The following is a 23,593-nucleotide window of genomic DNA, read 5'->3' as shown; positions in this document are numbered from 1 at the left end:
GAAGTAGGCGGACACAATAAAACCGCCATTCCCGCGCGCGCGGGGATGGCGGTTTTAGCTTGGCGGCGCTTACATGGTGCGGAAGTTCACGCCGAACATGATGCGTCGGCCCGAATACGCGAAGTCCAGGATGTTCGGCGTGCCGTCGGCGAACGGGGCGTACGGCCCCTGGCTGTGCGAGACGGTCGCGTTGCCGATGTTGCGTCCTTCGACGAACACCTCGATCATCGGCGAGTACCGGTACGAGATCTTCGCGTCGATGAAGCGGGTGGCGTCAGTGAAGTTCGGCGAACCCGGGTTGTAGGTGGTGCTGGTGCGGCCGCCGCCCACGTTCGGGTAGTTGAACATGCTGGTCGTCTTGCCGCAGGCCGCGATGCAGTTGAAGTAGGAACCCACGGCCTGCAGGGCGATGCGGGCCGACAGCCTGCCGTCGTCGTACCACAGGGCCGCGTTGTAGGTGTACTTCGGCTCGTTCCGCGGCGGCAGCGGCTGGCCGGTCAGCAGGTCGACGATGTTCTGCTTCGAGGTGGACGAATGCATCTTCGAGTAGTTCGCGTCGAAGCCGGTGTAGCGGAGCAGCCAGGGCAGGAAGGTGAATGCCGTCTTGCCGCTGAACTCGACGCCGCGGCGTCCCGTCGTGGCGCCGTTCATCCAGGTGGAATAGTCGAACAGCTGACCGGCCAGGGTTTCGCCGGTAACGGGATTGACCATGTCCGAGTTGGCGAACAGCGGCGACTGCGACACACCCTGGGCGATCGCGCCGCCGATCTTGCCATCCTGGCGGAAGCCGGTCGCCGTCAGCATCGTGTCGCGGTTCGGATACCATTCGACCGACAGGTTCTGGTTGAAGTTCTTCTGCGCGGCCAGTTCCGGATTGCCGACCGTGCCCGAGCACGACTGCCCGTCTTCGCCCAGGTCGGCCGCCACCTGGTCATAGGTGCAGGAACCCGATGCCAGCAGGCGCGACACCGGCGGCCGGGCCACCGTCTTGGCGGCGCTGTAGCGCAGCACCAGCTTGTCCGGGACCAGCCAGGTGGCCAGGTTCAGGCTCGGCAGGAGGTCGCTCGTCTTCGCACCGATGGCCGTGGCTTGCTGCACCTTCATCCTGGTCGTGCCGCCCACCGCATCCGGGAAGTTCGGGTCGAAGCTGCCCGTCTTCATGATTGCCGTAAAGCTCATCATGCCGGTGCCATGCACCTTGGTGCGCACGTAGCGCACGCCCACATTACCTTCGAGTTCCAGGCCGAAGGGCAGCGAACGGTCGGTGAACGGCAGGTGGTCGAGGCCGAAGTCGCCCATCAGGTAGAAGGCGTCGGTGCGCTCCTTCAGGTGGTTCGCCGGCTGCGCGTAGACCTTGCCGTCGTTGGCGGTGCAGAATTTCACGCAGTTGAAGTCCGTGTTGCCGACCTGGGAGATGGCGAACAGTTTTTCCACGTCGATCTGGGTCCAGTTGTCGATCAGGCCGGCGGGACGGTCCTTGGCACCGTGGAAGAACTGTGTCGGCGTCGCTTTCAGCGTCATGACCTGGCTGAGCATGTCGACGAACTGGGGAATCGTGTAGACCATCGCGCCGTCCAGCGACTGGCGGATGTCGCCCTTGGGGATCCAGCCGTAGACGCACTTGTTGCCGCCCGGCGCCAGCGAGCCCGGCGTGTCGGCGCAGCCGTACATGGTGCTGCGCAGGGTCGGCGACGGCATCACGATCGGCGCCACGAAACTCGCCGTCCCGAAGGTGCCCTGCGGGTCGCGCAGGTTGTAGCCACCGTTGTTCAGGTTCCAGTTGTCGTTGCGCGTGTCGCGCATGTTGTAGCCGCCCTTGAAGCGCTTGAAGAACGGGACGGCATCCGGCGTGTTCCAGGTCGCATCCACCTTCGCGGTACGCTCGGAGGTGTGGAACTCGGTCGGCACCCAGGTCAGGTTTGGCGAGGAGGTGCCGGCGTTCTGCTGGGCGGCCGTGTAGGCGGGCGCGGAGTTGGTCGTATACACCGACGGCACCACGGCGCCGCTGGCGCCGCGCGGGAACAGCGCGGCGAAGCGCGAGGAATCGGCGGCGGTGATCGGATTGACGTTGGGGAAGCTGTAGGTCCACAGGCCGTTCGGCATGACGCTCATCGAGCCGGTGCCGTAGTAGTCGTTCAGGGTGAGCTCCTTGATGCCCTTCCTGAAATCGGACTGGGCGTCGCCGGCGAAGAAGTCGACGTTGAAGCCGCCGCGCTTGAAGTTGCCGCCCAGTTGCAGGTAGCGCGCTGTGGTCTCGCCGATGCCGTGGCTCTGGTTGGTCTTCGCCACGCCATTGCTGTTGGTGTTGTTGAAGGTGTAGGACAGCAGGTGATGGTTGGCGTCGACCACGGCGGAACCGGGCTGCACGTTGGTCGTGCCGTTCTGTACCGAGAAATTCCCCAGCGAGTAAGCCAAGGTATTGATGTCGTTGTGGCGCTTGTTGTAGCTGCCCTTCGAGTAGACGGTCAGTTCGTCGGTAAGCTTGAAGTCGGCGCGCAGGTCGAGGTTCTTGCGGCGGTCGATCTCGCGCCGCACCACGTAGCGGGGACCGGACGGGCTGTAGTCGTTCCACTGGTTCAGGCAGGTGTTCAGCTCATTCGTACGCTGGCTCTGCGCGGCGGTGCGCGCGGATGCCGAAATCTGGTTCAGCTGGACCGCGGATATCGGCGCGAAGATCGCGCGGCATTCGTCCTTGCTCTTTGCACCGGCCGAGCGGGTGACCAGTTCCAGCGGGGTGGCTGCGTTGAAGAAGCCGCCGTTCGCCAATGCCGAGCGCAGCAGCGGTGTGGTGCTGCTCGCATCGGCCGTGTTGACGGTGCCCGGCTGGAAGCTGAAGGTCTTCTCCGGCGAATTGTCGAAGTCGTACAGGCGGTAGTAACCCTGCCAGCCATTGTTGCCGCCGCCCGACACCTCGGTCTTGTGGCCCTCGTTGTCCAGCGTGGTGGTGGAGGCGTTCAGCAGCAGGCCGAGGCGGCCCTTCATGTACTTGTTCGCCAGGATCAGGTTGGCGTCCGGTTGCCACTTCTTGTTCAGGCTGTTCTGGCTGCCGGCCACCCGCAGCGAAGCGAAAGGCTTCTTGAAATCGAGGCCGGTACGGGTCTTGATCTGGATCCCGCCGCCCAGCGAACCCTCGGTCATGTCGGCGGTCGAGCCCTTCACCACGTCGACGCTCTTGATCAGGTCGGCGGACAGCTGGCGGAATTCGACGGCACGGCCGTCGCCGCCGCCCGCCATGTCGCTCCCGCCGGCGGACTGCACGGCCTGGCCGTCCAGTTCGACGCGGGTCAGGTCCGGGCCGTTGCCGCGCACGGACACGGTGACGCCTTCGCCGAAGTCGCCGCGGTCCAGCGCAATGCCGGCGATGCGCGAGATCGCCTCGCCGACGTTCCGGTCCGGCAGGCTGCCGACGTCCTCGGCGACGATCGAATCGATCGCGGTGGCGGCATTTTTCTTTCGATCGATGCTCGACTGCTGCGATGCGCGGGTGGCGACCACCTTCACTTGCTGCACGCCGTCGTCCGCTTTCCCGTTCGCCGCCGGCGCCGTCTGCTTGGGTGACTGTGCTTTCGTCTCCGGGATCTGCACCGGCGCGCCGGCCGCTTGCTCCTGCGCGTTCGCCAGCGGTGCGCCCATCATGAGCACGGCAGCCGAGACTGCGACGCAAGTCGCCTTGCGCCGGCCAGGGAGGGTGTTTTTGGTCATCGTATCATCCGATATTTTCGAGTCATTGGTTTTCCCCGGTGAGCCTGGCGGTCGCGCCAGGATCACCACGGTGCCGCCGGAGCTGACCCGTCCGACCAGATTAGTGCAGGCGAGAAGTCGATCGACCGCCTCGGAGATGGCGAAGCTCCCACTGAGTGCCTCGGTGTTCACGCCATCCAGGATGTCCGCCGACGTCAATATGTTGATGCCGGCCTGGCGCGCGAACTCCGGAATGGAGTCCGTCGCAGGACCTGCAGGAATATTGAAGGGCCGCGGCAATTCCTGGGCCACCGAGGCGCCCGCGTGCGCAGCCATGCTGACGGCCAGGATGATGCCGGCCGCGCTGGCGTATGGGTGCATGGGGTTCATGCACGTCTCCTTAATCTGTTTATGTCGGAACTATGCTGCTCCGTGTATGTAAAGACTGCCGGCGACGGCGTCTTCCTCAGGCTGCGGTCCTGGTTTGACCAATCGCTCAAAAATATGACTGAACCAGCATCCTCCCCGAAAAATCATGCGATGGCGTCCGGCCGTATAAATACTCAGGAAGCTGACTGAAACGCAAAAAAAAAATCCGGACAGGCTCGTGCAGAGCGCATCCGGATCGGTGGCCGTGCATCGGGCCTCAGCTTCCGTCCGGGACTTCGGCTTCCTTGCGGCCGATGAAGATCGTGTCGGCGGTGATCGCGACCGGCACGTCCAGCACCGTGCTGACGTCGCGGGCGAACAATTCGGGCGCATCCAGCTTGTACTGGCCGAACAGGCGCTTCTCCCGGAGCGCCGCGTCGACGATGACGATCGTCTTCGGGCTGTAGCGGTTGAAGTCGGCCACCGCGTCGTCCAGGGTTTGGTTCTTGAGGATCACTTTGCCTTCCCTCCATGCCAGTTTGCGATGTACTTCGACGGGCTGGCGGCTCACGCTGATCGCACCCGCGTTCTGCGCCAGGAAGGCGCGGTCGCCTTCGATCAGCAGGCGCCGCTGGGCGCTGCGTCCCTGGCCCCAGACCTCGACCTTGCCTTCGGTGACCAGCACCTCGGTGCCGTTCGTGAAGCGCCGCACCGAGAAGGCGGTGCCGACCGCGCGGATGCGCGCCTCGCCGGCTTCGACGACGAAAGGCTTGGCTTTATCCTTGGCCACTTCGAACCAGGCTTCGCCCTTGCGCAGGTTGACGGTACGCTGCTTCTCGGTGAAGGCGACTTCGATCTGGCTGCCGCTGTTGATCGTGGCAACCGACTTGTCCTGCAGGGGCACCTTGCGGAACTCGCCCTTTGCCGTCGTCAGGACCTGGCCGTCGCGCAGGGTCGTCAGGCTCACGGTGCCCACCGCGGCCAGCAGGCAGGCAGCCATGGCGCCGTATTTGAACCATCCGCGCCGGGTGCTGCGCTGTTCGCGCCGCAGGGAGAGCCCGGGCGACAGCGATTGGGGGCCGGTCGCCAGGTTGATCGCGTTATAGATCGCCATGGCGCGCGCGTAGGCGCCCTGGTGCCGCAGGTCGGCGGCATACCATGCGTCGAATTGCGCGCTCTCGGGGGCGCTCAAACCGCGCGCGTATTTCCGCGCCACCCACTCGAAGGCTTCGTTATCGATCGTTGACATTGTTTTTCTTGTTTATGCGTTTTCTTGCGGTGGATGGGGTGTCGCCGGCTTCCTGGTTCATGCCATGCCTGGCAATCATCTCCGACATCAATCGCATCCCTTTCATCATTTCGTGTTCGACGACGCCGTCGGTCAGGCCCAGGCTTTGCGCGGTTTCCTGCTGCGACAGGCCGTGGATCCTGCGCGCCCGGAACACTGCCTTGCAGCGGTCCGGGAGCTGGGAGACGAGGCCGATCACCCATTTCAGTTCCGAGCGCGCGAACACCACGCGTTCGGGAGAGGGCGCCGCATCGGCGATGTCCAGGTCTTCGAGGTTGGCCATGGTTTCGATCCTGACCACCGCGTCGCGCTTGATGCGGTCGAGGACCAGGTTCTTGGCAGTGCGGAAGACGAAGGGCTTGGGATCGCGGATCCCGTCCAGGCTCGCCATCGACAGGATCCGGTAGCAGGTCTCCTGCACGACGTCGTCGATTTCGGCGGGGCCGCTGCAGACGCGGCGCAGCATCCTGCGCAATTCCGCCTCGTGCGGCAGAAAATTTATTGTCAGCCAGTCAACTACTTCAGTGTCCATACCTCGCCCGTTCGTGCTTCCCCCTTTGGTAAGACGAGCACGAAAAATTTTTCCTCAAGATTCGGCGCATTATTTTCCACTCACTCAAGCAGCTGAGAATTTCCCCGTTGGCCGCGCCCGGGGAGCAGGTCTTCTCTATATTACCCGGCACAACAACGCTTGAGGAACAAGGATATGCGTAAGCGCCACCTGTCTCGCCTGATCGCCATTGCGCTGCTGGCGCCCGGGTTGCTACCTGCGACTGCCGCCGGCGCCGAGCGCTACAAGCCGGGCGTCGAGCTGGCGCGCCCGAACCTCGCCGGGCAGCTGGCGCGGCCGCTGCGCTATCGTCCCGAGGGCGAGGATTTCGTGATCGAGAATGGCGGCGAGTTCTTCAACCGTCCCCTGTACGGAGGGAATACCGGTTTTCGGGTCGACGGCGGCGACCTTCCGGAATTTTCGCTCTACCTGCCCGGGCGCGGCGGCAACGTCCGGCTCGGCCTCAAGACCCCGGCCGGGGTCCTGTGGCTGCACCGGGCGCGCAGCGTCCTCACGCGCTACCGCCCGGGGGAGCTGCACTACGAGATCGCCGGTCCGCTGTTCGGGGGCGGCCGCATCCACCTGGCCGCCGTGGCCTACGCGGCGGTCGAGGGCCTGGGACTCCAGGTGCGCGGCGTGGGGCTGCCCGCGTCGAGCGAGCTGGTAGTCGCTTTCGCGCCGGGAAATGGCGCGCAGGGGCGCCGCGGCGGCGACATCGGGACCGAGCCGGTGCCGATCAACCAGTACTTCCAGTTCGCGCCGGCCCAGGCGCGCGGCAGCAGCGTGGAGCTGCAGGCGCAGGGCTTCCGGGTCGCGAACGATCGCGCGGTCATCACGGGCACGGCGGCCCAGGCCTTGAGCCTGCACCGTGCCGACGCCGCTCGCTGGGACGACCTGGCGAGCCTGCTGGCGGCGGATGCCGGGAGCGCGGGGCAGCTCGCGGTGGGGCGCCTGCCGTTCAACGGCGGGGCGATCGACCTGGCCTTCCAGGTCACCAGCAGCAAAATGGCGGCCGAACTGGCCGTGTACCGCGAGGCCGGCAGCACCCTGGACGCGCGGCCGGCAGCGGGAGCCATGCGCGCGCCCGCGTTCCAGCCGGGCGAGCTGGCGCAGCGCTTTACGGAGGCCCTGCGCCACTTTGCTGCGGTGCGCGGCCAGGTGCGCATCGACACGCCCGATCCTTACCTGAACGCCGCCATGGGCGCGCTGAACGTCGCCGCCGATGCGGTCTGGGACGAAGAGCAGGGCGCCATCATGCACGGCGCGATCGCCTGGCGCACCAAGCTGCTGGGCTGGCGCGGGCCGTATGCGCTCGACGCCCTGGGCTGGCACGGGCGCGCGCGCCGCAACCTCGACGAATGGACGGCGCGCCAGAACACCGCGGCGGTGCCGGCACGCCTGCCGCCCGCCGACCAGAATACGAACCTGGCCCGCAACGAGGCCGGCCTGCACAGCAACGGCGACATGAGCAAGTCCCACTACGACATGAACATCGGCTTCATCGACGTGATGCTGCGCCACCTGCTGTGGACCGGCGACCTCGCCTACGCGAAATCCGTGTGGCCGGTGCTGGAACGCCACCTGGCATGGGAGCGGCGCCTGTTCCGGCGCGAGGTCGGTCCGGACCGGCTGCCCCTGTACGAAGCCTATGCGGCGGTCTGGGCCAGCGACGACCTGTACTACAACGGCGGCGGCGCCACCCACACCTCGGCCTACAACGCCTGGCACAACCACATGGCGGCGCGCATCGCGACGCTGCTCGGAAAGGACCCGGCACCCTATCGGGTGGAGGCCGACCGCATCAGGCGCGCCATGCGCCGCTACCTGTGGATGCCGGAGCGCGGCGCCTTCGGCGAATACCGCGACCTGCTGGGGAAGCAAGCCCTGCATCCCAGCTACGGCCTGTGGAGCTACTACCACGCGGTCGATTCGCAGGTGCCGGACCGCCTCGAGGCCGCGCGCATGGCGCTCGATGTCGAGCGCCAGCGGCGTCCTATCCCGATCGCGGGACCGGGGGTGCCGGCCGACCGTCCCTACCGGGTGCTGCCGACCACCGACTGGATGCCTTACTCCTGGTCCATCAACAACGTGGTGATGGGTGAAGTGCTGCATACGGCGCTCGCTTCCTGGCAGGCGGGCCGCAGCGACAGCGCCTTCGATCTGGCCAAGGGCGCGCTGCTGGCCAGCCTGTACATGGGCATCTCGCCCGGGAACATCGGCAGCATGAACTACCTCGACGTCTACCGCCGCGAAGCCCAGCGCGACTTCGCCGACGGCTCGGGGGTGATGGCGCGCACCCTCGTGGAAGGGCTGTTCGGCGTGCGGCCGGACGCCCTGGCGGGAACCCTGCTGGTCCGGCCGGGCTTCCCGCGCGACTGGGCCCATGCGAGCCTGAAGCATCCGGGCGTGATGCTGGCGTTTCGGCGCGAGGACGGGATCGAGCGCTGGACGGTCGAGCAGCCCACAAGCACCTTCCGGCGCCTGGTGCTCGAGCTGCCGGCCGCCGGCGACCAGGTCGAAGCGGTGCTGGCCGACGGCAAGCCGGTGCGCTGGAGCGCGGGCGCCGACGAGCCCTTCGCACCGCGCCTGCGCGTCGAGCTGCCCTTCGGCCGCAAGAGCGAGCTCGTGATCCGCTGGCGCGGCCGCCGGATCGGCGAGAAGGAGGTGGCCACCGGTCCGGCGCGAGCTGGGGGCTTGCAGCGGGTGCGCCAGGGGGCCTTCGGCTGGTGGCGGCCGGCGCCGGCGCCGCAGGCAGCTGCCTGCGGGCCCGAGGCGGCGCCATGGCTGAAGGGGAAGCCCGTGACGCCGCGCCATGTCGACCTGGGCCCGTGGTTCAACGACCGCGTCGGCGAGCTGTTCAAGCCGGGCAAGTACCTGTCGCCGCGCTCGGCCTACGTGTCGCTGTCCCTGCCGTCCCAGGGCATCGGGGCGTGGGCCGGGCACGTCAATGCCATGGCCGACATCGACGATACCGGCCTGCGCGCCCAGGGCGGCAGCCTGCGCCTGCCGAATGGCCTGAGCTTCGCCACCCCGGCCGCCCCGGGCGCGCCCAACGTGCTGTTCACCTCGCAGTGGGACAACTATCCGAAGCAGGCCGCCGTGCCGCTGCAGGGCAGGGCCGGGCGCATGTTCCTGCTGATGGCCGGCTCCAGCAACGCCATGCAGAGCCGGATCGACAACGGCGAGGTGATCGTCAGCTACTCGGATGGCAGCCGCAGCCGGCTGGCGCTGCGCAATCCCGACAGCTGGTGGCCGATCGAGCAGGACTACTTTATCGACGACTACCAGTTTCCCTATTGTGGGCGCCTGCCGGTGCGGGTCGACCTGAAGACGGCGCGGGTGCGCGTGCTGGATCCGGCAACGCTGCCGCAGGACCTGCGCGCAAAGATCGATGGCGGTTCGGCCACCGTGCTCGAGATGGCGCTCGACCGCAGCAAGTCCCTGAAGAGCCTGGAATTGCGGGCCTTGGCCAATGACGTGGTGATCGGGCTGATGGGGGTGACGCTCGACTGAGGCGGCCGGTCGCCATGGTCGACCGTACAACGAGAACATGGCTATCGATAATGAAATCCTCATGAAACCCGAATGCATCTGGGATGCGGGCGCCCACCTGGGCGAAGGGGCGCTTTGGCATGCTGCCACCCGCTCGGTCTACTTCGTCGACATCAAAGGCCGCCGCATCCACCGCTGCGCCGCCGACGGCAGCGGGCGCCGCACCTGGGAAGCGCCGGGCCAGCCCGGCTTCGTGGTTCCTGCCTCAAGCGGCGGGCTGGTGTGCGCGATGGAGGACGGCCTGTACCGGCTCGGCCGGGAGGCCAGCCTGGCGTGCGCCGACGACGGCTACATCGTCACCAACGGTCCGGCCATCAGCCCCGACGGCAGCACCCTGTACCACACCGATACGCCGCTGCGCCGCGTGTACGCCTTCGACCTGCGGCCCGACGGTGTGCTGGCGAACAAGCGGATCTTCCTGCAGCTCCCGGAAGGCAGCCGGCCTGACGGCATGGCGGTCGACAGCGCGGGCCACTTGTGGCCTTTGGCGGCGAGGATCTGCGCACCGCCTACGTCACGACGGCGTGGAAGGGCCTGTCGCCGGCGCAGCGGGCCGAACATCCGCTGGCCAGCGGCCTTTTCTCGTCCGGGTCGACACGCCGGGTTTGCCGCACGCGGTATTCGCGCTATAGTCGGCGGGCCGCCCGCGTCCCGTCCTCACCGTACAGGAGCTGCCCATGGACACCGACATCCAACGCATCGCCATCGTCACCGGCGGCGGAGACGCCCCCGGCCTGAATGCCGTGATCCGCGCCGTCGTCCTCGCCTGCGCCGGGCGCGGCTGGGAATGCCACGGCATCCGCGACGGCTTCAACGGCCTGCTGGCGCCGGCCGCCTGCGCCGGCGATCCGGTCCTGCGCCTGACGCCGGACCGGGTGCACGGCATCGGCCATCTCGGCGGCACCATCCTCGGCAGCACCAACCGCGGCAATCCGCTGCGCTATCCGGTCAGCGGCAGCGGTTCCGGACAGGCGGAGCAGGACCGCAGCGATGAACTGATCAACTTGTTCCGCCAGCGCGGCCTGGATGCCCTGGTCATGGTCGGCGGCGACAGTTCGATGGAGATTGCCGAGGCCCTGTCCCGCAAGGGCCTGCGCGTAATCGGCGTGCCCAAGACCATCGACAACGACCTCGACGGCACCTTCCAGACCTTCGGCTTCGATACCGCGGTCGGCTTTGCGACCGAGTGCGTCGACCGCCTGCACACCACCGCGGACAGCCAGCATCGCGTCATGGTGGTCGAGGTGATGGGACGCTACGCCGGATGGATCGCTCTGCACGCCGGCATGGCCGGGGGCGCCCATGCGATCCTCCTGCCGGAAATTCCCTTCGACGTCGATGTCGTCGCCGAGGCGGTCGCCAGGCGCGATGCGGCCGGCCATGGCCACACGATCGTGGTGGCGGCCGAAGGAGCGCAGCCGCTCGGCCGCGAGCGCGCCGTGCAGGCGGCCGCCACCGCCGGCCACGCCGAGCGCCTGGGCGGCATCGGCGCCTGGGTCGAGGCCAGGCTGGCTGAACGCACGGGCAAGGAGTGCCGCAGCGTGGTGCTGGGCCACCTGCTGCGCGGCGGGGCGCCGTCCGCCTTCGACCGCGTGGTCGCCGCGCGCTTCGGGGCCGCCGCGGTGCGCGCGCTGGCACGCGGGGAGTCGGGCGTGATGATGGCGCTCGGCGGCCAGGACATCGGCAGCGTGCCGCTGGGCCAGGTGGCCGGACGCAGCAAGCGGGTGCCGGTCGATGGCGATACGGTGCGGACGGCGCGCGAACTCGGGATCTGCTTCGGAGACCGCGGCGGGCCTGGGTAGGGCGCATCGATGATTCCAAGCAGCAAGCGCAAGCGCGCCGGTACCCTGCAAGCTGCCCGCGCACGGGTTATCATCATGTTTTACGATTCATTCAACACAGGAACCGACGCCCCATGACGACTTCCAGCTATCCCGACACCCGACTCCTCATCGCCAACGAATGGCAGGACGCGACCGGCGGCAAGACGATCCCGGTCGTGAACCCGGCCACCGGCCAGACCATCGGCACCGTGGCCCACGCCACCACCGCCGACCTGGACCGCGCCCTGGCCGCAGCTAAGTCCGGCTTCGAGACCTGGCGCGCCGTCTCGGCTGCCGAGCGCGCCGCCACCATGCGCCGCGCCGCCAACCTGCTGCGCGAGCGCGCCGGCGACATCGCCCGCCTGCTGACCCAGGAACAGGGCAAGCCGCTGGCCGAAGCGAAGATGGAAGCCATGGCCGGCGCCGAGATCATCGACTGGTTCGCCGCCGAAGGCATGCGCGTCTACGGCCGCATCGTCCCGTCGCGCAATCCGGCCGCCCAGCAGCTGGTCCTGAAGGAGCCGGTCGGCCCGGTCGCCGCCTTCACGCCCTGGAACTTCCCGATCAACCAGGTCGTGCGCAAGCTGGCCGCGGCCTTGGCCACCGGCTGCTCCTTCCTGTGCAAGGCGCCGGAAGAAACCCCGGCCTCGCCGGCCGCGCTGTTCCAGTGCTTCGTCGACGCCGGCGTGCCGCCGGGCGTGGTCGGCCTGGTGTTCGGCGACCCGGCCGAGATTTCCGCCTACCTGATCCCGCACCCGGTCATCCGCAAGGTCACCTTCACCGGTTCGACCCCGGTCGGCAAGCAGCTGGCCGCCCTGGCCGGCGCCCACATGAAGCGCGCCACCATGGAGCTGGGCGGCCATGCGCCGGTGATCATCGCCGAGGACGCCGACGTGGCGCTGGCCGTCAAGGCCGCCGGCGCGGCCAAGTTCCGCAATGCCGGCCAGGTCTGCATCTCGCCGACCCGCTTCCTGGTGCACAACGCGGTCAAGGACGAATTCACGCGCGCCTTCGTCAAGCATGCCGAAGGACTGAAGCTGGGCGACGGCCTGGCGGAAGGCACGACCCTTGGCCCCCTGGCCAATGCGCGCCGCCTGACGGCGATGGCGCAGGTGGTCGAGGATGCCCAGGCCAAGGGCGCCACCGTCGCCTTCGGCGGCCAGCGCGTCGGCGATACCGGCAACTTCTTCGCGCCGACCATCCTGGCCGACGTGCCCTTGGGCGCGAGTGTGTTCAATGACGAACCCTTCGGTCCGGTCGCGGCGATCCGCGGTTTCGACAGCCTGGAAGAGGCGATCGCCGAAGCCAATCGCCTGCCGTACGGCCTGGCCGGCTACGCCTTCACCCGTTCGATCAAGAACGCCCAGCTGCTGATGAACCGCATGGAAGTCGGCATGCTGTGGCTGAACCAGCCGGCCACGCCGAGCGCCGAGCTGCCTTTCGGCGGCATCAAGGATTCGGGCTATGGCTCGGAAGGCGGTCCGGAAGCGCTGGAAGCCTACCTGAACACCAAGGCCGTCTCGATGGTCGGCGTGTAAGCCGGGTATCGGCTCAGATCAGCCCGCTTCGGCGGGCTTTTTTGCGCGCATCTGTTTTCCATTACACCGTCCGCCGCGGCTGCCAGGTGCACACTTGCCCTCACACCGAGGGAATACGGAGGAAGCACCGATGTCCACCATGAGCGCGACCGTAGAGCAGGGCATCCAGGCGGCCGGGGTCGGCAGGTTCCAGTACCGCCTGTTCGCCATCTTCGGCCTGGTCTGGATGGCCGACGCCATGCAGGTGCTGTCGATCGGCTTCAGCGCGCCTTCCATCGCCAGGACCTTCGGCGTCAGCCTGCCGCAGGCCCTCCAGACCGGCAGCTTTTTCTTCACCGGGATGCTGGTCGGGGCCTTCGCCTTCGGCCGCCTGGCCGACCGCATCGGGCGCCGGCCGGTGCTGATGGGGGCGGTGGTGGTCGATGCCTGCTTCGGGGTGGCCTCCGCCTTCGCGCCCGATCTGGGCTGGCTGCTGGCGCTGCGCTTCCTGACCGGGATCGGCGTGGGCGGCACCCTGCCGGTCGACTACACCATGATGGCCGAATTCCTGCCCAGCGACCGGCGCGGGCGCTGGCTGGTGCTGCTGGAATCCTTCTGGGCCGTGGGCACCATCCTGCTGGCGGTACTTGCCCTGGCGGCGCTGCGCTGGGGCGACGATGCCTGGCGCGTGATCTTCCTGGTGACCGGGCTGCCGGCCCTGGTCGGCGTGGTGCTGCGCCTCTACGTGCCGGAGTCGCCGATGTACCTGAACCGCAGCGGCAAGGGCGAGCAGGCCCGCGCCGTGCTGGAGCGGGTAGCCGCCGCCAATGGCCGCCAGGTCGCGATCCCGGCCCTGCAGCCGGACAGCGCACCGCGGCACGGGCTGTTGTCGCTGTTCGCCGGCCCGCTGCGCCGGCGCAGCATCGCGCTGCTGGTGGCCTGGATGCTGATCTCGGTGGCCTACTACGGCGTGTTCGTCTACCTGCCCGTAAAGCTGAGCGCCGAGGGCTTCGGTTTCATGCGCGGCCAGGAATTCCTGATCGTGCTGGCGCTGGTGCAGTTGCCGGGCTTCGCCTTGTCGGCCTATGGCGTGGAGCGCTGGGGGCGCAAGCCGACCCTGGTCGGCTTCCTGCTGCTGAGCGCGGCCGGCTGCATGGCCTACAGCCTGGGCAGCGTTACCTGGCTGGTGGTCGGATCGACCCTCTTGATGAGCTTCGCGCTGCTGGGCACCTGGGGCGCGCTGTATGCCTTCACGCCCGAGGTCTACCCGACCGACCTGCGCGCCAGCGGCATGGGCTTGGCCGGGGCAGTGGCACGCTTCGGCGGCCTGTTCGCGCCGGCCATCGTGGCGCCGGTGATGGCGACCCACTTCACGCTGGCGCTGGCGATGCTGGCCGGCTTTCTGGTGATTGCTGCGTTCGCGATCGGGTGCGTGGATGTGGAGTCGCGCCGGCGCGCGCTGGAGTAAGGCTCAGCGCCCCTGGTTTCTTCCGCTCTGGTCGTCGCCGGCGGCGTCCAGGTGCTCGGGCGTACGCGCGGTGGGCAGGTGCCAGCCGAAGCGGATGGCCGCCAGGCGCAGCCCGAAGCAGACGGCCGCGCCGGCGCATGCGGTGGCCGTAGTAGGCAGTTGCAGGGCATCGCCCGCCACCACGATGGCGGCCCCGGCGAGGGCGGCAACGGCATAGATGTCCGACCGGAACACGGCTGGCACTTCGTTCAGGAGCACGTCACGGGCGATGCCGCCGCCGATCCCGGTCAGCATGCCGAGCAGGGCTGCTGCCCAGGGCTCCAGTCCGAACACCAGCGCCTTCTGTGCGCCGGCCACGCAGAACAGGGCCAGGCCGGCGCCATCGAAGATCGCGACCGCATTGCGCAGCCGGTTGATGAGCGGATACCAGAAGAAGATCAGCAGGCCGGCAAGGATCGACACGGCAAGGTAGCGCCAGTCGCTGATCGCCGCCGGCGGGGTGGCGCCGATCAGAACGTCACGGACGATGCCGCCCGAGTTGGCAGCGACAAAGGACAACACCAGCACGCCGAAGATGTCGAGACGGCGGCGGGCGCCGGCGGTCGCGCCGCTGAGGGCGAAGACGAAGGTGCCGACCAGGTCGAGCGTCAGTACCAGGGTTTTCATGGCAGCTCCCATGTCGAGAGCAAGTACGGCAAACACGTGAATCCTTGAATCGGGGAAAGTCGGCGAGGGAATGCCCCGGCATGGTACCGCAGATGGCGGTGTGCCGCTGCGTGCGCTTGAATCCGACGGATGCGGGTGCTCGCTTGTGCCATACCGAGCGCCTGCCCGCCGGTATCGCCTTAGCGCTTTCCCGCTGGAGGCATCCATTCGCGAAGCCGCAGTTGTTCACTACGAACACCGCGTCCTGCCCTGGCCCTACCCCAGTCGTTTTGTCGGAATATCATGGTTCGCGTGTTGGTAATGCCCACCGATACATGTGCTCCATAACCACTTCCATCCCTGACACCGAGCGCACGAGAGCTCAAGGACTTCAGGAAACCACCTAACCCGGAACCGCCCCCCAGGGCCCCGTCGGAAATTTGTATTTGCGCACCCTGTGCAGCACCCCATCCAAAATTCAGCTCGGCCTGGACGCCTTGTTGCCAGCCCTCTGCCGGTGCGGGCGCCGTACCCATCTGAAATCCCATGCCGGCGCCTACGTAGGTTCCTAAACCAATACCATACACAGTCTGGAACTGAACCACCATGTCGCGACGCGCATCGAGTCCAAAACTGACGGATGATCCTACGTAAGGACCAGGGCCGATAAAAATCATCCCTAACTGCCCGGTAAAGCCGATGCTTACAGAAGAAAAGAACTCATTGGAATCGCTTAAAAAGCTCTCACTGTATTTCTCGGAAAAATAGCTCGATGCCGAACTATCCAGATAATTCGGAGCGGCACCATGAGAGCCCGTAGCAAAAAGCTCAGCCGGGCCGAACTTTATCGCTTCAAACCGCGGTGCGCGATAATCGACGCCGACAATATCACCAATTGCTTGAGGTGCGGAGGACCGTGCAGGAGGCTCATTCTGTGCGGACTTTGCTTCCATGTGTTGCACACCCACCTTTCAGAGGCTCAGTTTTCTGATGAGTAAGCAGAGTCAGGAACAGCTATCCAAAGATGCATCACAATTCCATCGATTGGTTTTGCATCTTTCTCAAACGATCCACGTAGTTTCCATACCCCCTGGGGCCGCCCGTTCCAGAACAGGTCGATATGCTGTGGTCTTATTTCGAGGGCTGCCTCGAAAGAGCAGACGCGACCAAATCTCACGATCCCTGCCGCTACATATTCGGAAACGGCATTCCGTGCTGCCGGAGGAGGAAGCACTTCAAGCGATATCGGGTTTTCCTGCACGCCGAAGAGTTCAAAATTGATGCCACGCAAAAGGCAAAGCGAGCTCGGGAGATCAGCGTCCTCGACATGTAGCTCAATCTCGAAAATTTTCTTGGAAGCTTCTCCGCTTTCATCATTATCAATGAGCTTGGGTGGCTGGCTGGAGGCAATCGGGCAGCTTACTATCTGTTCCTGGTTCTTGTACTTCGAGAGCTCATCCTGGATTACGATTAACCAATGGACGATTTCGTCCAAGATCTTTCCCTTCTCAGGATTTATCAAAGGATTCTCAATCCTATAATAGTCCTTCAGCCCGGCTCTTAACGCAATGATGCGCTCGACAAGATGGCGGATATTTTCGCCGAATATTGCCCTCTGATGAGTGAGTCTTTCCTCGTAATTAATGGGGGAATTCTTTCTGCAGTGTTCAGCGATCTGAAGCCAAGCCAGATTTCGACTGACCGCTGCTCGATAGGTCCGGAAGGCCACGTCCTTCGAAAGATAGTCCAATTTTTTCTCTGCCGACGGTAGTTTTGTTCTTGCGTGGGAGAGGCTTTCATTCTCATTCGACAGGGTTTGCTGCCATGTTGCAGCTTCAACCTGCATCCGATCCTGCGCATTATGCGAACTCCACCCCGCCACCAAGTCAGAGTCGTGATCTGCAATGCTCGCAGCAATCGACGCCTCATTCTTAATAAAAACGCACACCCTTTCGGGTGACAGGGTCGATTTGATAAGATCTTCAATATTTTCAAGCCTGGATCCTGCTTGCTCGGCGCTGATGGCAAGCGTATTTCGCTCTGCCTCTGCCTCGTGCCTCGGCAACTCATACAGGCCGGCGGCGACCTCGTCCATGTGTACCATGTCCAGTCTGACAAATTCTTCAAATTTGAAACGCGTGTCGTTTCGCAGTTTCCCCATATCGGAATATTGCCTTCGCATCTGAACGCAATTCTCCGCATAACGTATGGCCTCGTCGAGGTTCTGCTCGATCAGTGCCGGCTTGAGACGAGCGTCGCTGGCAATGTCGGAAAACTCGAAGGTCTCCAGATCCGGGAGCACCGCACTAGCAACATTGGAGCTGGGAGTTATCAGCTTGGAGTAGACGTCGCACGAATCCAGTTCCGCTCTGGATCGACCGGCAATGATGGCCTTGAGCTCATTTGCGTCTTTTCGCAGAATATCAATGTCTACCCCGTAGAGGGACCCAAAGCATTTCGAAATAGTTTCGACGTCGCCGGGAGTCAACATGCTTTCTCCTTTTGCTGGATTGCCTTGACTGAGGGCATTTCGGTCGATGCGCCGCATAATGCTGCATCGATCGAGAGCGGTTCTCTTATGCTACTGCGCTAATTGCTACTTCTTCTTTTCTTTTCGATCGTCCTTCATCTGATCTTGCGGAACAATCAGGATGGGCGGCGGAGCTGTAAGAGAATTTCTGGGTGCGGGCTGGCAGATCACTTTGATGTTCGTGTAGCCGCATTGATTTCCATCGACGGAATGCATTGTGATAGTTTTAGGAGTTCCGGTTGCGCCATGTTTGCTGCATATTTCAATAGCACGTGCCATTGAGGTGCTGCAGCTCGTGAACACCTCGTAAGGGCGACACTTCGCTGGGCCGACTTCGCTTTTCTCTCCTTCGCAGATCATAAACGTTTGCGCTGAAGAGTTGGAGGAAAGCAAAATCATTAGGGCAAATGCTGGTGAGAATCTTGCCTTGTTCATTATAATCTCCAATCTCAACACTGGCGATAAGTGCACATTGGTCAATTGCGCTGCTAGCGCTTCAAACAAATTAGCGATTTTCTTGCTCCACAAATTAATAATGTGCCTTGTTTCGAAAAAACGCAATGCTTTGCACATGCTGTGGTTATATCGGTACGGATGCAGCCAATGTCAGGATTGCGGCGTAGACTTTCGCACGCGATTTACATTTGCGCTGCTTAGGACATATTGTTCGCTTGAGCTTTCCACCAATTCATTGATTCAGAAAACTTTCGTCTCTTCTTTAACCCAGATCCTTGCGGAGTGGCAGGCAGGGCTTTCATCGAGATGGGCGTGCCGCTTATCGCGCCACGATGAGCCCGCAGCGCGCCCAAACCTTCCGGCGTGTCTGCTACACTGATCCGCTCAGTAATCCAGCACCGTGCCCCGATTGATCCACACTCCTGTCCCCGAAGACCTGCCGCCCGTACTTTCCGGTCCTGTCCTGCGCCGCCTCGAGCCGGGCCGCCTGGTCCTATGGCTGGTCGGCAGCGCGCCGCTCGACCTGAGCCTGGTGCTGGCGCCCAGCGCAGGCGCACCCCTGCGCCTGCCCCTGGACGCGCACCACTGCCGCGTGATCCGCGTCGGCCGCCACGCCTGCGTGCACCTGATCGACGTCGCGCTGCCCGAGCCGCTACCGCAAGACACGGTCATCGAGTACGACCTGCTCGTCACGCTCGGCGATGGCAAGGAGGCCGGCATCGCGGATTGGGCGCCGCACCTGCTGCATGCCGGCGCGACCCGGCCGAACATGGTGCTGCGCAGCCGCAGCGACAACATCCTGTATGGCTCCTGCCGCAAGCCGCATCATCCCGCGCGTGACGGCCTGGCGCGCGCCGACGCCCTGTTGGCCGAACATATCGACCAGGCCGAGGAGCGGCCCGCCATGCTGATGCTGTGCGGTGACCAGGTGTATGCCGACGATGTGGCGGGCCCGACGCTGGCGGCGATTCATGCGCTGATCCGGCGCCTGGGCCTGTATGCCGAATGCCTGGCGGGGGCGGTGGTCGCCGACAGCGAGGCCCTGTACCGCCATCCGGCCGGTTACTACCGGCGTGAGGAGCTGCTGCCCGCGTTCAAGTCGAATGAGGCACTGCGCGACCGCTTCTTCGGCGGCAAGGAAAAGCCGATCTTCACTACCGCCAATGCGCACAACCACCTGGTCACCCTGGCTGAGGTGATGGCCATGTACCTGCTGGTCTGGTCGCCCGTGCCATGGCGGCTGGTGGCGGATGCGCCGGCGCCCCCCTTGGCGCCCAGGCATGCGGACCGCTGGCGGCGCGAATCGAAGGTGCTGGAGGGTTTTCGCCGCGAGCTTCCCGGGTGCGCGCGGCTGCTGGCGCACGTGCAGACCCTGATGATCTTCGACGACCATGACATCACCGACGACTGGAACCTGTCGGCCAAGTGGGAAACCACCGTCTACGGGCACCCGTTCTCGCGCCGCATCGTGGGCAATGCGCTGATCGCCTATATGCTGTGCCAGGGCTGGGGCAATCGCCCCGATGTGTTCGGGCCGGCGCTGGATGAGTTGGCGGTGCTGGCCACGACGGCCGCGGCCGATGGCCGGCTCGACGCGCCCATACAGGACGCGCTGATCAGGCGCCTGCTGTCTTTCCACCAGTGGGATTTCGTCGTACGCACCAAACCCACGATCATCGTGCTCGATACCCGTACCCGGCGCTGGCGCAACCGGCGCCGGCCGAGCCATCCGTCGGGGCTGATGGATTGGGAATCGCTGAACGAGCTGCAGCACGAGCTGCTGGACGAAACGGCCGCCGTCATCGTCTCGCCGACGCCCATGTTCGGGGTCAAGCTGATCGAGGTGGCGCAAGGGATGGCCAGCTTTGCCGGCCTGGCCTTGAGCGTCGACGCCGAGAACTGGATGGCGCATCGCGGCGCGGCCAGCAGCATGCTGAATATCTTCCGCCATACGCGCACCCCGGGCAACTACGTGGTCCTGTCGGGCGATGTGCATTACTCGTTCGCCTACGATGTCGAGGTGCGCGACTCGGACCGGCCGCCGCATATCTGGCAGATCACCAGCAGCGGCATCAAGAACGAATTCCCGCGCCGCCTGCTCGACTGGCTCGATCGCCTCAATCGCTGGCTGTATTCTCCGCGCTCGCCGCTGAACTGGTTCACCCAGCGCCGCGATCTCGCGCTCACGCCCTACCTGCCTGACCGGCGCCAGCAGGGCGAGCGCGTCTGGAACGGCGCCGGCATCGGCCAGGTGTGGCTCGACGCCCAAGGGCGGCCGCTGCGCATCATGCAGCACAACGCCGATGGCCGGCCGTCGACCCGGTTCCAGGCGCCGGAGCAGGACGCACCCCTCGCGGCGGCTGTCGAGCAGCCCGCAAGTAAGCACTGAGCAGGGCTTACTGGCCCCGGTTTTCCTCGAGCCAGCGGAAGATCGCCGGCCAGGTGCGCGCATGGGCGCTGGTTCCGACCAGCACGCCCACGTGCTGCAGGTTGACGCCGACGTCGCCTTCGTAGTGCAGCAGCCACTTGCGTTCGCTCGCGGCGGCATCGTGGAAGGGGCGCATCGCCGCTTCCGGAATCAGCTTGCTGCGCGGGTCGAGCACGCTCACCAGCGGAGCGCGCAGGTCTTGCGGGCCGATGCGGCGGCTGCCGACCGCCAGCTCGCCGCGCATGAACTCGTCGTTGCGGTAGAGCTGCTCGACCAGGTCGGTGAACAGCCGGCCCGGCAGCGGGAACTCGTCATGGGTCCAGCGTTCAACCCGCATGTGGGTGGCGAGCAGGCGCGGGTTGGCGAGCGACAGCCAGCGGTCCATCATGCGCTCATATTGGAAGGCGTGGGGCTCGGCGATGGCGCTCATCAGGTTGAGGAAGACGCCCGGCACCTGGCGGAAGCTGTCCGCGATCTGGCGCGCGTGCGGGGTGGAATCGACCAGGGGGCGGAAGCAGCACGAGCCCTTTTCGACATGCAGGGGCGACTCCAGCAGGACCGTGGCTTCGACCCGCTCCGGGTGCAGGCAGCTGTACATCGCCGCCAGGATGCCGCCCAGCGAGTGGCCGGCGATGGTCAATCGTTCCTTGCCGCTATCGGCCTCGATGGCGCGCTGGCAGGCGGACAGCAGGCGGTCGCCGTAATCGTCGAGGCCGAAGTCCTCGGTGGCGTCGTCGGGCAGCGGCGTCCATTCGGCCAGGTAGACGCGGTAGCCCTGTTCCATCCAGCGCCGCACGACGCTGGTGTCGGGCGCCAGGTCCCAGATGTAGGAACGCTTGATGGGTGCGGGCACCAGCAGCACGGCCGGGCTGTCGGGCTGTTCGTCTCCCAGTTCGTCTGCAAAGAGGCGCAGGCTCAGGCCGGGTTCGCTGTGGAGCACGGTGAAAGGCGTTTCCTGCGGGCCGTAGCCGGCCCGGTCCAGCAGCTTGCCGCGCGCCTGGCGGCTGCGGTCCATGTTCTTGAGTGCGATGGCGCCGAGGGCGGCGAAGGAAGGCATGACAAATGAAGGTGAATTCGATGCGTGCATGGTGTTCTCTTCAGGTTCGTGAGCCAGCCACTGTACGCCGCGCGTGGCGGCGCCGTTTGCGTCGTATTAAACTGGCGAATCAGCCACCTCGCCAGGCGTTTCCTGCATGAGCTATCGTTTCCTTGCGGATGCCGTGCTGCTGCTGCACCTCGGCTTCATCCTGTTCGTCGTGTTCGGCGCGCTGCTGGTGGCGCGCCACCCCCGTTTGCTGCCCCTGCACCTGGCCGCCGCGGCCTGGGGCTTCGCGATCGAAGTGCTGGGCGCGATCTGCCCGCTGACCCATGTGGAGAACCGCATGCGCCTGCTTGCGGGCGAGTCGGGCTACAGCGGCGGCTTCATCGACCACTACCTGCTGCCGCTGGTCTATCCGGGTGCGATGACGCGCAGCTTGCAGATCGCGCTGGCCGCCGGGGTGGTGCTCATCAACGCTGCCCTGTATTTCTGGATTGTCCGCCGCCGGAAGGTGGCCGGCACAGCCGGCCACCCGATGACTCACTCGACCCAGGCGAAACCGTCGCGTGCCAGCAGCGCGAAGGCTTCCGCCGGACCCCAGGACCCGGCCGCATAGGGGTGCGGCTTCTCGCCCAGCGTGGTCCAGCCCTCGATGATCGGGTCGGCCCATTCCCAGGCGGCCTCGAGTTCGTCGCGACGCATGAAGTGGGTCAGGCGGCCGCGCACGACGTCGATCAGGAGGCGCTCGTAGGCTTCGGCGCGGCGCTGCTGGAAGGCCGACTGCAGGTCGAGGTTCAGGGCCACCTGCTGCATCTGCATGCCGCTGCCCGGCTGCTTGGCCATGATCTGCAGCTTGATCGCTTCTTCCGGCTGCAGTTCGATCACGAGGCGGTTGGCGACCCCGCCCGGCGTCTCGGGGAAAAGCGGGAAGGGCGGGTTCGCGAACTCGACCACGATTTTCGAGGAGCGGCGCGCCATGCGCTTGCCGGTGCGCAGGTAGAACGGGACCTTCGACCAGCGCCAGGTGTCGATGTGGGCGCGCAGGGCGACGAAGGTCTCGGTCTTGCTCTCGGACGGAACATTTTTCTCTTCCAGGTAGCCGTTGACTTCCTGGTTGCCGCTGACCCCGTGGACGTATTGGCCGCGCACGGTGTCGCGCGCGATGTCGGCCAGGCCAAAGCGGCGCAGCGAGCGGATCACTTTCAGCTTCTCGTCGCGCACCGCGTCCGGCGACAGCGAGGTCGGCGGCTCCATGGCGACGATGCACAGCAGTTGCAGCAGGTGGTTCTGCACCATGTCGCGCATCGCGCCGGTGCTGTCGTAGAAGCCGGCGCGGCTGCCGACGCCGACTTCCTCGGCCACCGTGATCTGCACGCTCGAGATGTTCGGCGCGCGCCACAGCGGTTCCAGGATCGAGTTGCCGAAGCGCAGCACCATCAGGTTCTGCACGGTTTCCTTGCCGAGGTAGTGGTCGATGCGGTAGATCTGCGATTCGGCGAAGTGCTTGCCGACCGCTTCGTTGATCTCGATGGCCGATTCGAGGTCGTTGCCGAGCGGCTTTTCCAGCACGACCCGGGCCTTGCCGTCGACCAGGCCGGCCTGGGCCAGCTTGTCGCAGATGGTGGTGAACAGGGCCGGTGCGGTGGACAGGTAGAACACGCGCTGCGCGCCCGGGTGGGCGGCGCGGGCCAGGGCGCCGAAGTCGGCCGCGGCCTGGACGTCGAGCCTGACGTACTCGAGCAGTTGAAGGAAGCCGTCCCAGGTCTTGGCGTTGAAGTTGTTGCTTGCGATGAAGGAGCGCGAGTTCGCTTCGACGTGGGCGAGATAGGCTTCGCGGTCGAACTCCTGGCGCCCGGTCGAGATGATGCGGGTCTGCGCCGGCAGGTTGCCGTGCAGGTAGGCCATGTAGAGCGCCGGCAGGAGCTTGCGCATCGCCAGGTCGCCCATGCCGCCGAAGATGATCATGTCGAGGGGGAGACCGGTATCAGTGTCTGTCGAAGGGGTCATATGTCTAGCCAAATAGTCGCCAAATGAATGGCCGAATGAGTGAAAGTGTCGCTGCCGCCATCCTGATACGGTAGCAGAATGACAGCGGATGTGCACGAGACGTCCTGCTTGTGGCCAGACGGGAGCGCCCGGGCGCGGATGGGCCGCGGGCGTCGCCAGCTTGCGCTGGGACCGCTAGCTTACATCCTGGGCAACAATTAGGAAATGACAAAATGCCTTGGGCGACAGCCAGCGGGAGAC

15 protein-coding genes and 1 pseudogene are annotated in these 23,593 nt (G+C 65.5%); 7 read left to right on the top strand and 9 right to left on the bottom strand.

The genetic code is table 11. The annotated features are described in order from the left end of the window. Window positions 1-69: 69 nt before the first annotated feature. The 3 genes from AC56LK_RS03960 to AC56LK_RS03950 form a co-directional block, all read right to left on the bottom strand. Window positions 70-4,071: a TonB-dependent receptor gene (locus tag AC56LK_RS03960; RefSeq protein ID WP_497183265.1), complete on the bottom strand. Its 4,002-nt coding sequence runs from the start codon at window positions 4,069-4,071 to the stop codon at window positions 70-72. Window positions 4,072-4,327: 256 nt separating this feature from the next. Beyond that, window positions 4,328-5,299: a FecR family protein gene (locus AC56LK_RS03955; protein WP_497183264.1), complete on the bottom strand. Its 972-nt coding sequence runs from the start codon at window positions 5,297-5,299 to the stop codon at window positions 4,328-4,330. After that, window positions 5,283-5,870, bottom strand: a complete 588-nt coding sequence (locus AC56LK_RS03950) for an RNA polymerase sigma factor (RefSeq protein ID WP_497183263.1) — start codon at window positions 5,868-5,870, stop codon at window positions 5,283-5,285. Before AC56LK_RS03950 ends, AC56LK_RS03955 begins: the two co-directional genes overlap by 17 nt. Before the next feature lie 174 nt (window positions 5,871-6,044). On the opposite strand from AC56LK_RS03950, the gene AC56LK_RS03945 reads away from it, so the two are divergent. The 5 genes and pseudogenes from AC56LK_RS03945 (at window position 6,045) to AC56LK_RS03925 (ending at window position 14,248) form a co-directional block, all read left to right on the top strand. Continuing rightward, a complete protein-coding gene (locus tag AC56LK_RS03945; RefSeq protein WP_497183262.1) occupies window positions 6,045-9,401 on the top strand; it encodes a DUF4450 domain-containing protein in 3,357 nt (1,118 codons plus the stop codon). A gap of 37 nt (window positions 9,402-9,438) precedes the next feature. Further along, a pseudogene (locus tag AC56LK_RS03940) lies at window positions 9,439-9,861 on the top strand (SMP-30/gluconolactonase/LRE family protein); the annotation flags it as partial. 256 nt (window positions 9,862-10,117) lie between these two features. Continuing rightward, a complete protein-coding gene (locus AC56LK_RS03935) occupies window positions 10,118-11,242 on the top strand; it encodes a 6-phosphofructokinase (protein WP_497183261.1) in 1,125 nt (374 codons plus the stop codon). 113 nt (window positions 11,243-11,355) lie between these two features. Then, complete coding sequence (locus AC56LK_RS03930; RefSeq protein WP_497183260.1) at window positions 11,356-12,801, top strand: NAD-dependent succinate-semialdehyde dehydrogenase; 1,446 nt, start codon at window positions 11,356-11,358, stop codon at window positions 12,799-12,801. Window positions 12,802-12,931: 130 nt separating this feature from the next. Beyond that, window positions 12,932-14,248: an MFS transporter gene (locus AC56LK_RS03925; RefSeq protein ID WP_497183259.1), complete on the top strand. Its 1,317-nt coding sequence runs from the start codon at window positions 12,932-12,934 to the stop codon at window positions 14,246-14,248. 3 nt (window positions 14,249-14,251) lie between these two features. On the opposite strand, the gene AC56LK_RS03920 is transcribed toward AC56LK_RS03925, so the two are convergent. The 4 genes from AC56LK_RS03920 to AC56LK_RS03905 all read right to left on the bottom strand — a co-directional run bounded on the left by AC56LK_RS03920 (window position 14,252) and on the right by AC56LK_RS03905 (window position 17,858). After that, complete coding sequence (locus AC56LK_RS03920) at window positions 14,252-14,914, bottom strand: trimeric intracellular cation channel family protein (RefSeq protein ID WP_497183258.1); 663 nt, start codon at window positions 14,912-14,914, stop codon at window positions 14,252-14,254. Window positions 14,915-15,093: 179 nt separating this feature from the next. Beyond that, window positions 15,094-15,846, bottom strand: coding sequence for a hypothetical protein (locus tag AC56LK_RS03915; protein ID WP_497183257.1), 753 nt, complete (start codon window positions 15,844-15,846; stop codon window positions 15,094-15,096). 26 nt (window positions 15,847-15,872) lie between these two features. Next, a complete protein-coding gene (locus tag AC56LK_RS03910) occupies window positions 15,873-17,441 on the bottom strand; it encodes a hypothetical protein (protein WP_497183256.1) in 1,569 nt (522 codons plus the stop codon). Between the two features lie 48 nt (window positions 17,442-17,489). Beyond that, on the bottom strand, window positions 17,490-17,858 hold the full coding sequence (locus AC56LK_RS03905) for a hypothetical protein (RefSeq protein WP_497183255.1): 369 nt from the start codon (window positions 17,856-17,858) through the stop codon (window positions 17,490-17,492). 421 nt (window positions 17,859-18,279) lie between these two features. Here AC56LK_RS03905 and AC56LK_RS03900 point away from each other — a divergent pair, with 421 nt between their 5' ends. Next, window positions 18,280-20,268 carry a metallophosphoesterase family protein gene (locus tag AC56LK_RS03900; RefSeq protein WP_497183254.1) on the top strand — a complete coding sequence of 663 codons (1,989 nt, stop codon included), beginning with the start codon at window positions 18,280-18,282 and terminating at the stop codon, window positions 20,266-20,268. A 7-nt stretch (window positions 20,269-20,275) separates the two neighbouring features. On the opposite strand, the gene AC56LK_RS03895 is transcribed toward AC56LK_RS03900, so the two are convergent. Then, on the bottom strand, window positions 20,276-21,394 hold the full coding sequence (locus tag AC56LK_RS03895) for an alpha/beta fold hydrolase (protein ID WP_497183253.1): 1,119 nt from the start codon (window positions 21,392-21,394) through the stop codon (window positions 20,276-20,278). Between the two features lie 106 nt (window positions 21,395-21,500). On the opposite strand from AC56LK_RS03895, the gene AC56LK_RS03890 reads away from it, so the two are divergent. Beyond that, window positions 21,501-21,962, top strand: a complete 462-nt coding sequence (locus AC56LK_RS03890; protein ID WP_497183252.1) for a DUF2784 domain-containing protein — start codon at window positions 21,501-21,503, stop codon at window positions 21,960-21,962. Here AC56LK_RS03890 and zwf read toward each other — a convergent pair. After that, the gene (gene zwf, locus AC56LK_RS03885; protein WP_497183251.1) at window positions 21,887-23,353 is read right to left on the bottom strand and encodes a glucose-6-phosphate dehydrogenase; all 1,467 of its coding nucleotides are present in this window, start codon (window positions 23,351-23,353) and stop codon (window positions 21,887-21,889) included. The two genes, AC56LK_RS03890 and zwf, sit on opposite strands and share 76 nt — an antisense overlap. Window positions 23,354-23,593 lie beyond the last annotated feature (240 nt).

The sequence above is a fragment of the Telluria sp. ZB4P36 genome, assembly GCF_059685865.1.
Note: the sequence above shows the minus strand (reverse complement) of the source record. Positions and strands in the feature narration are given on the sequence as shown.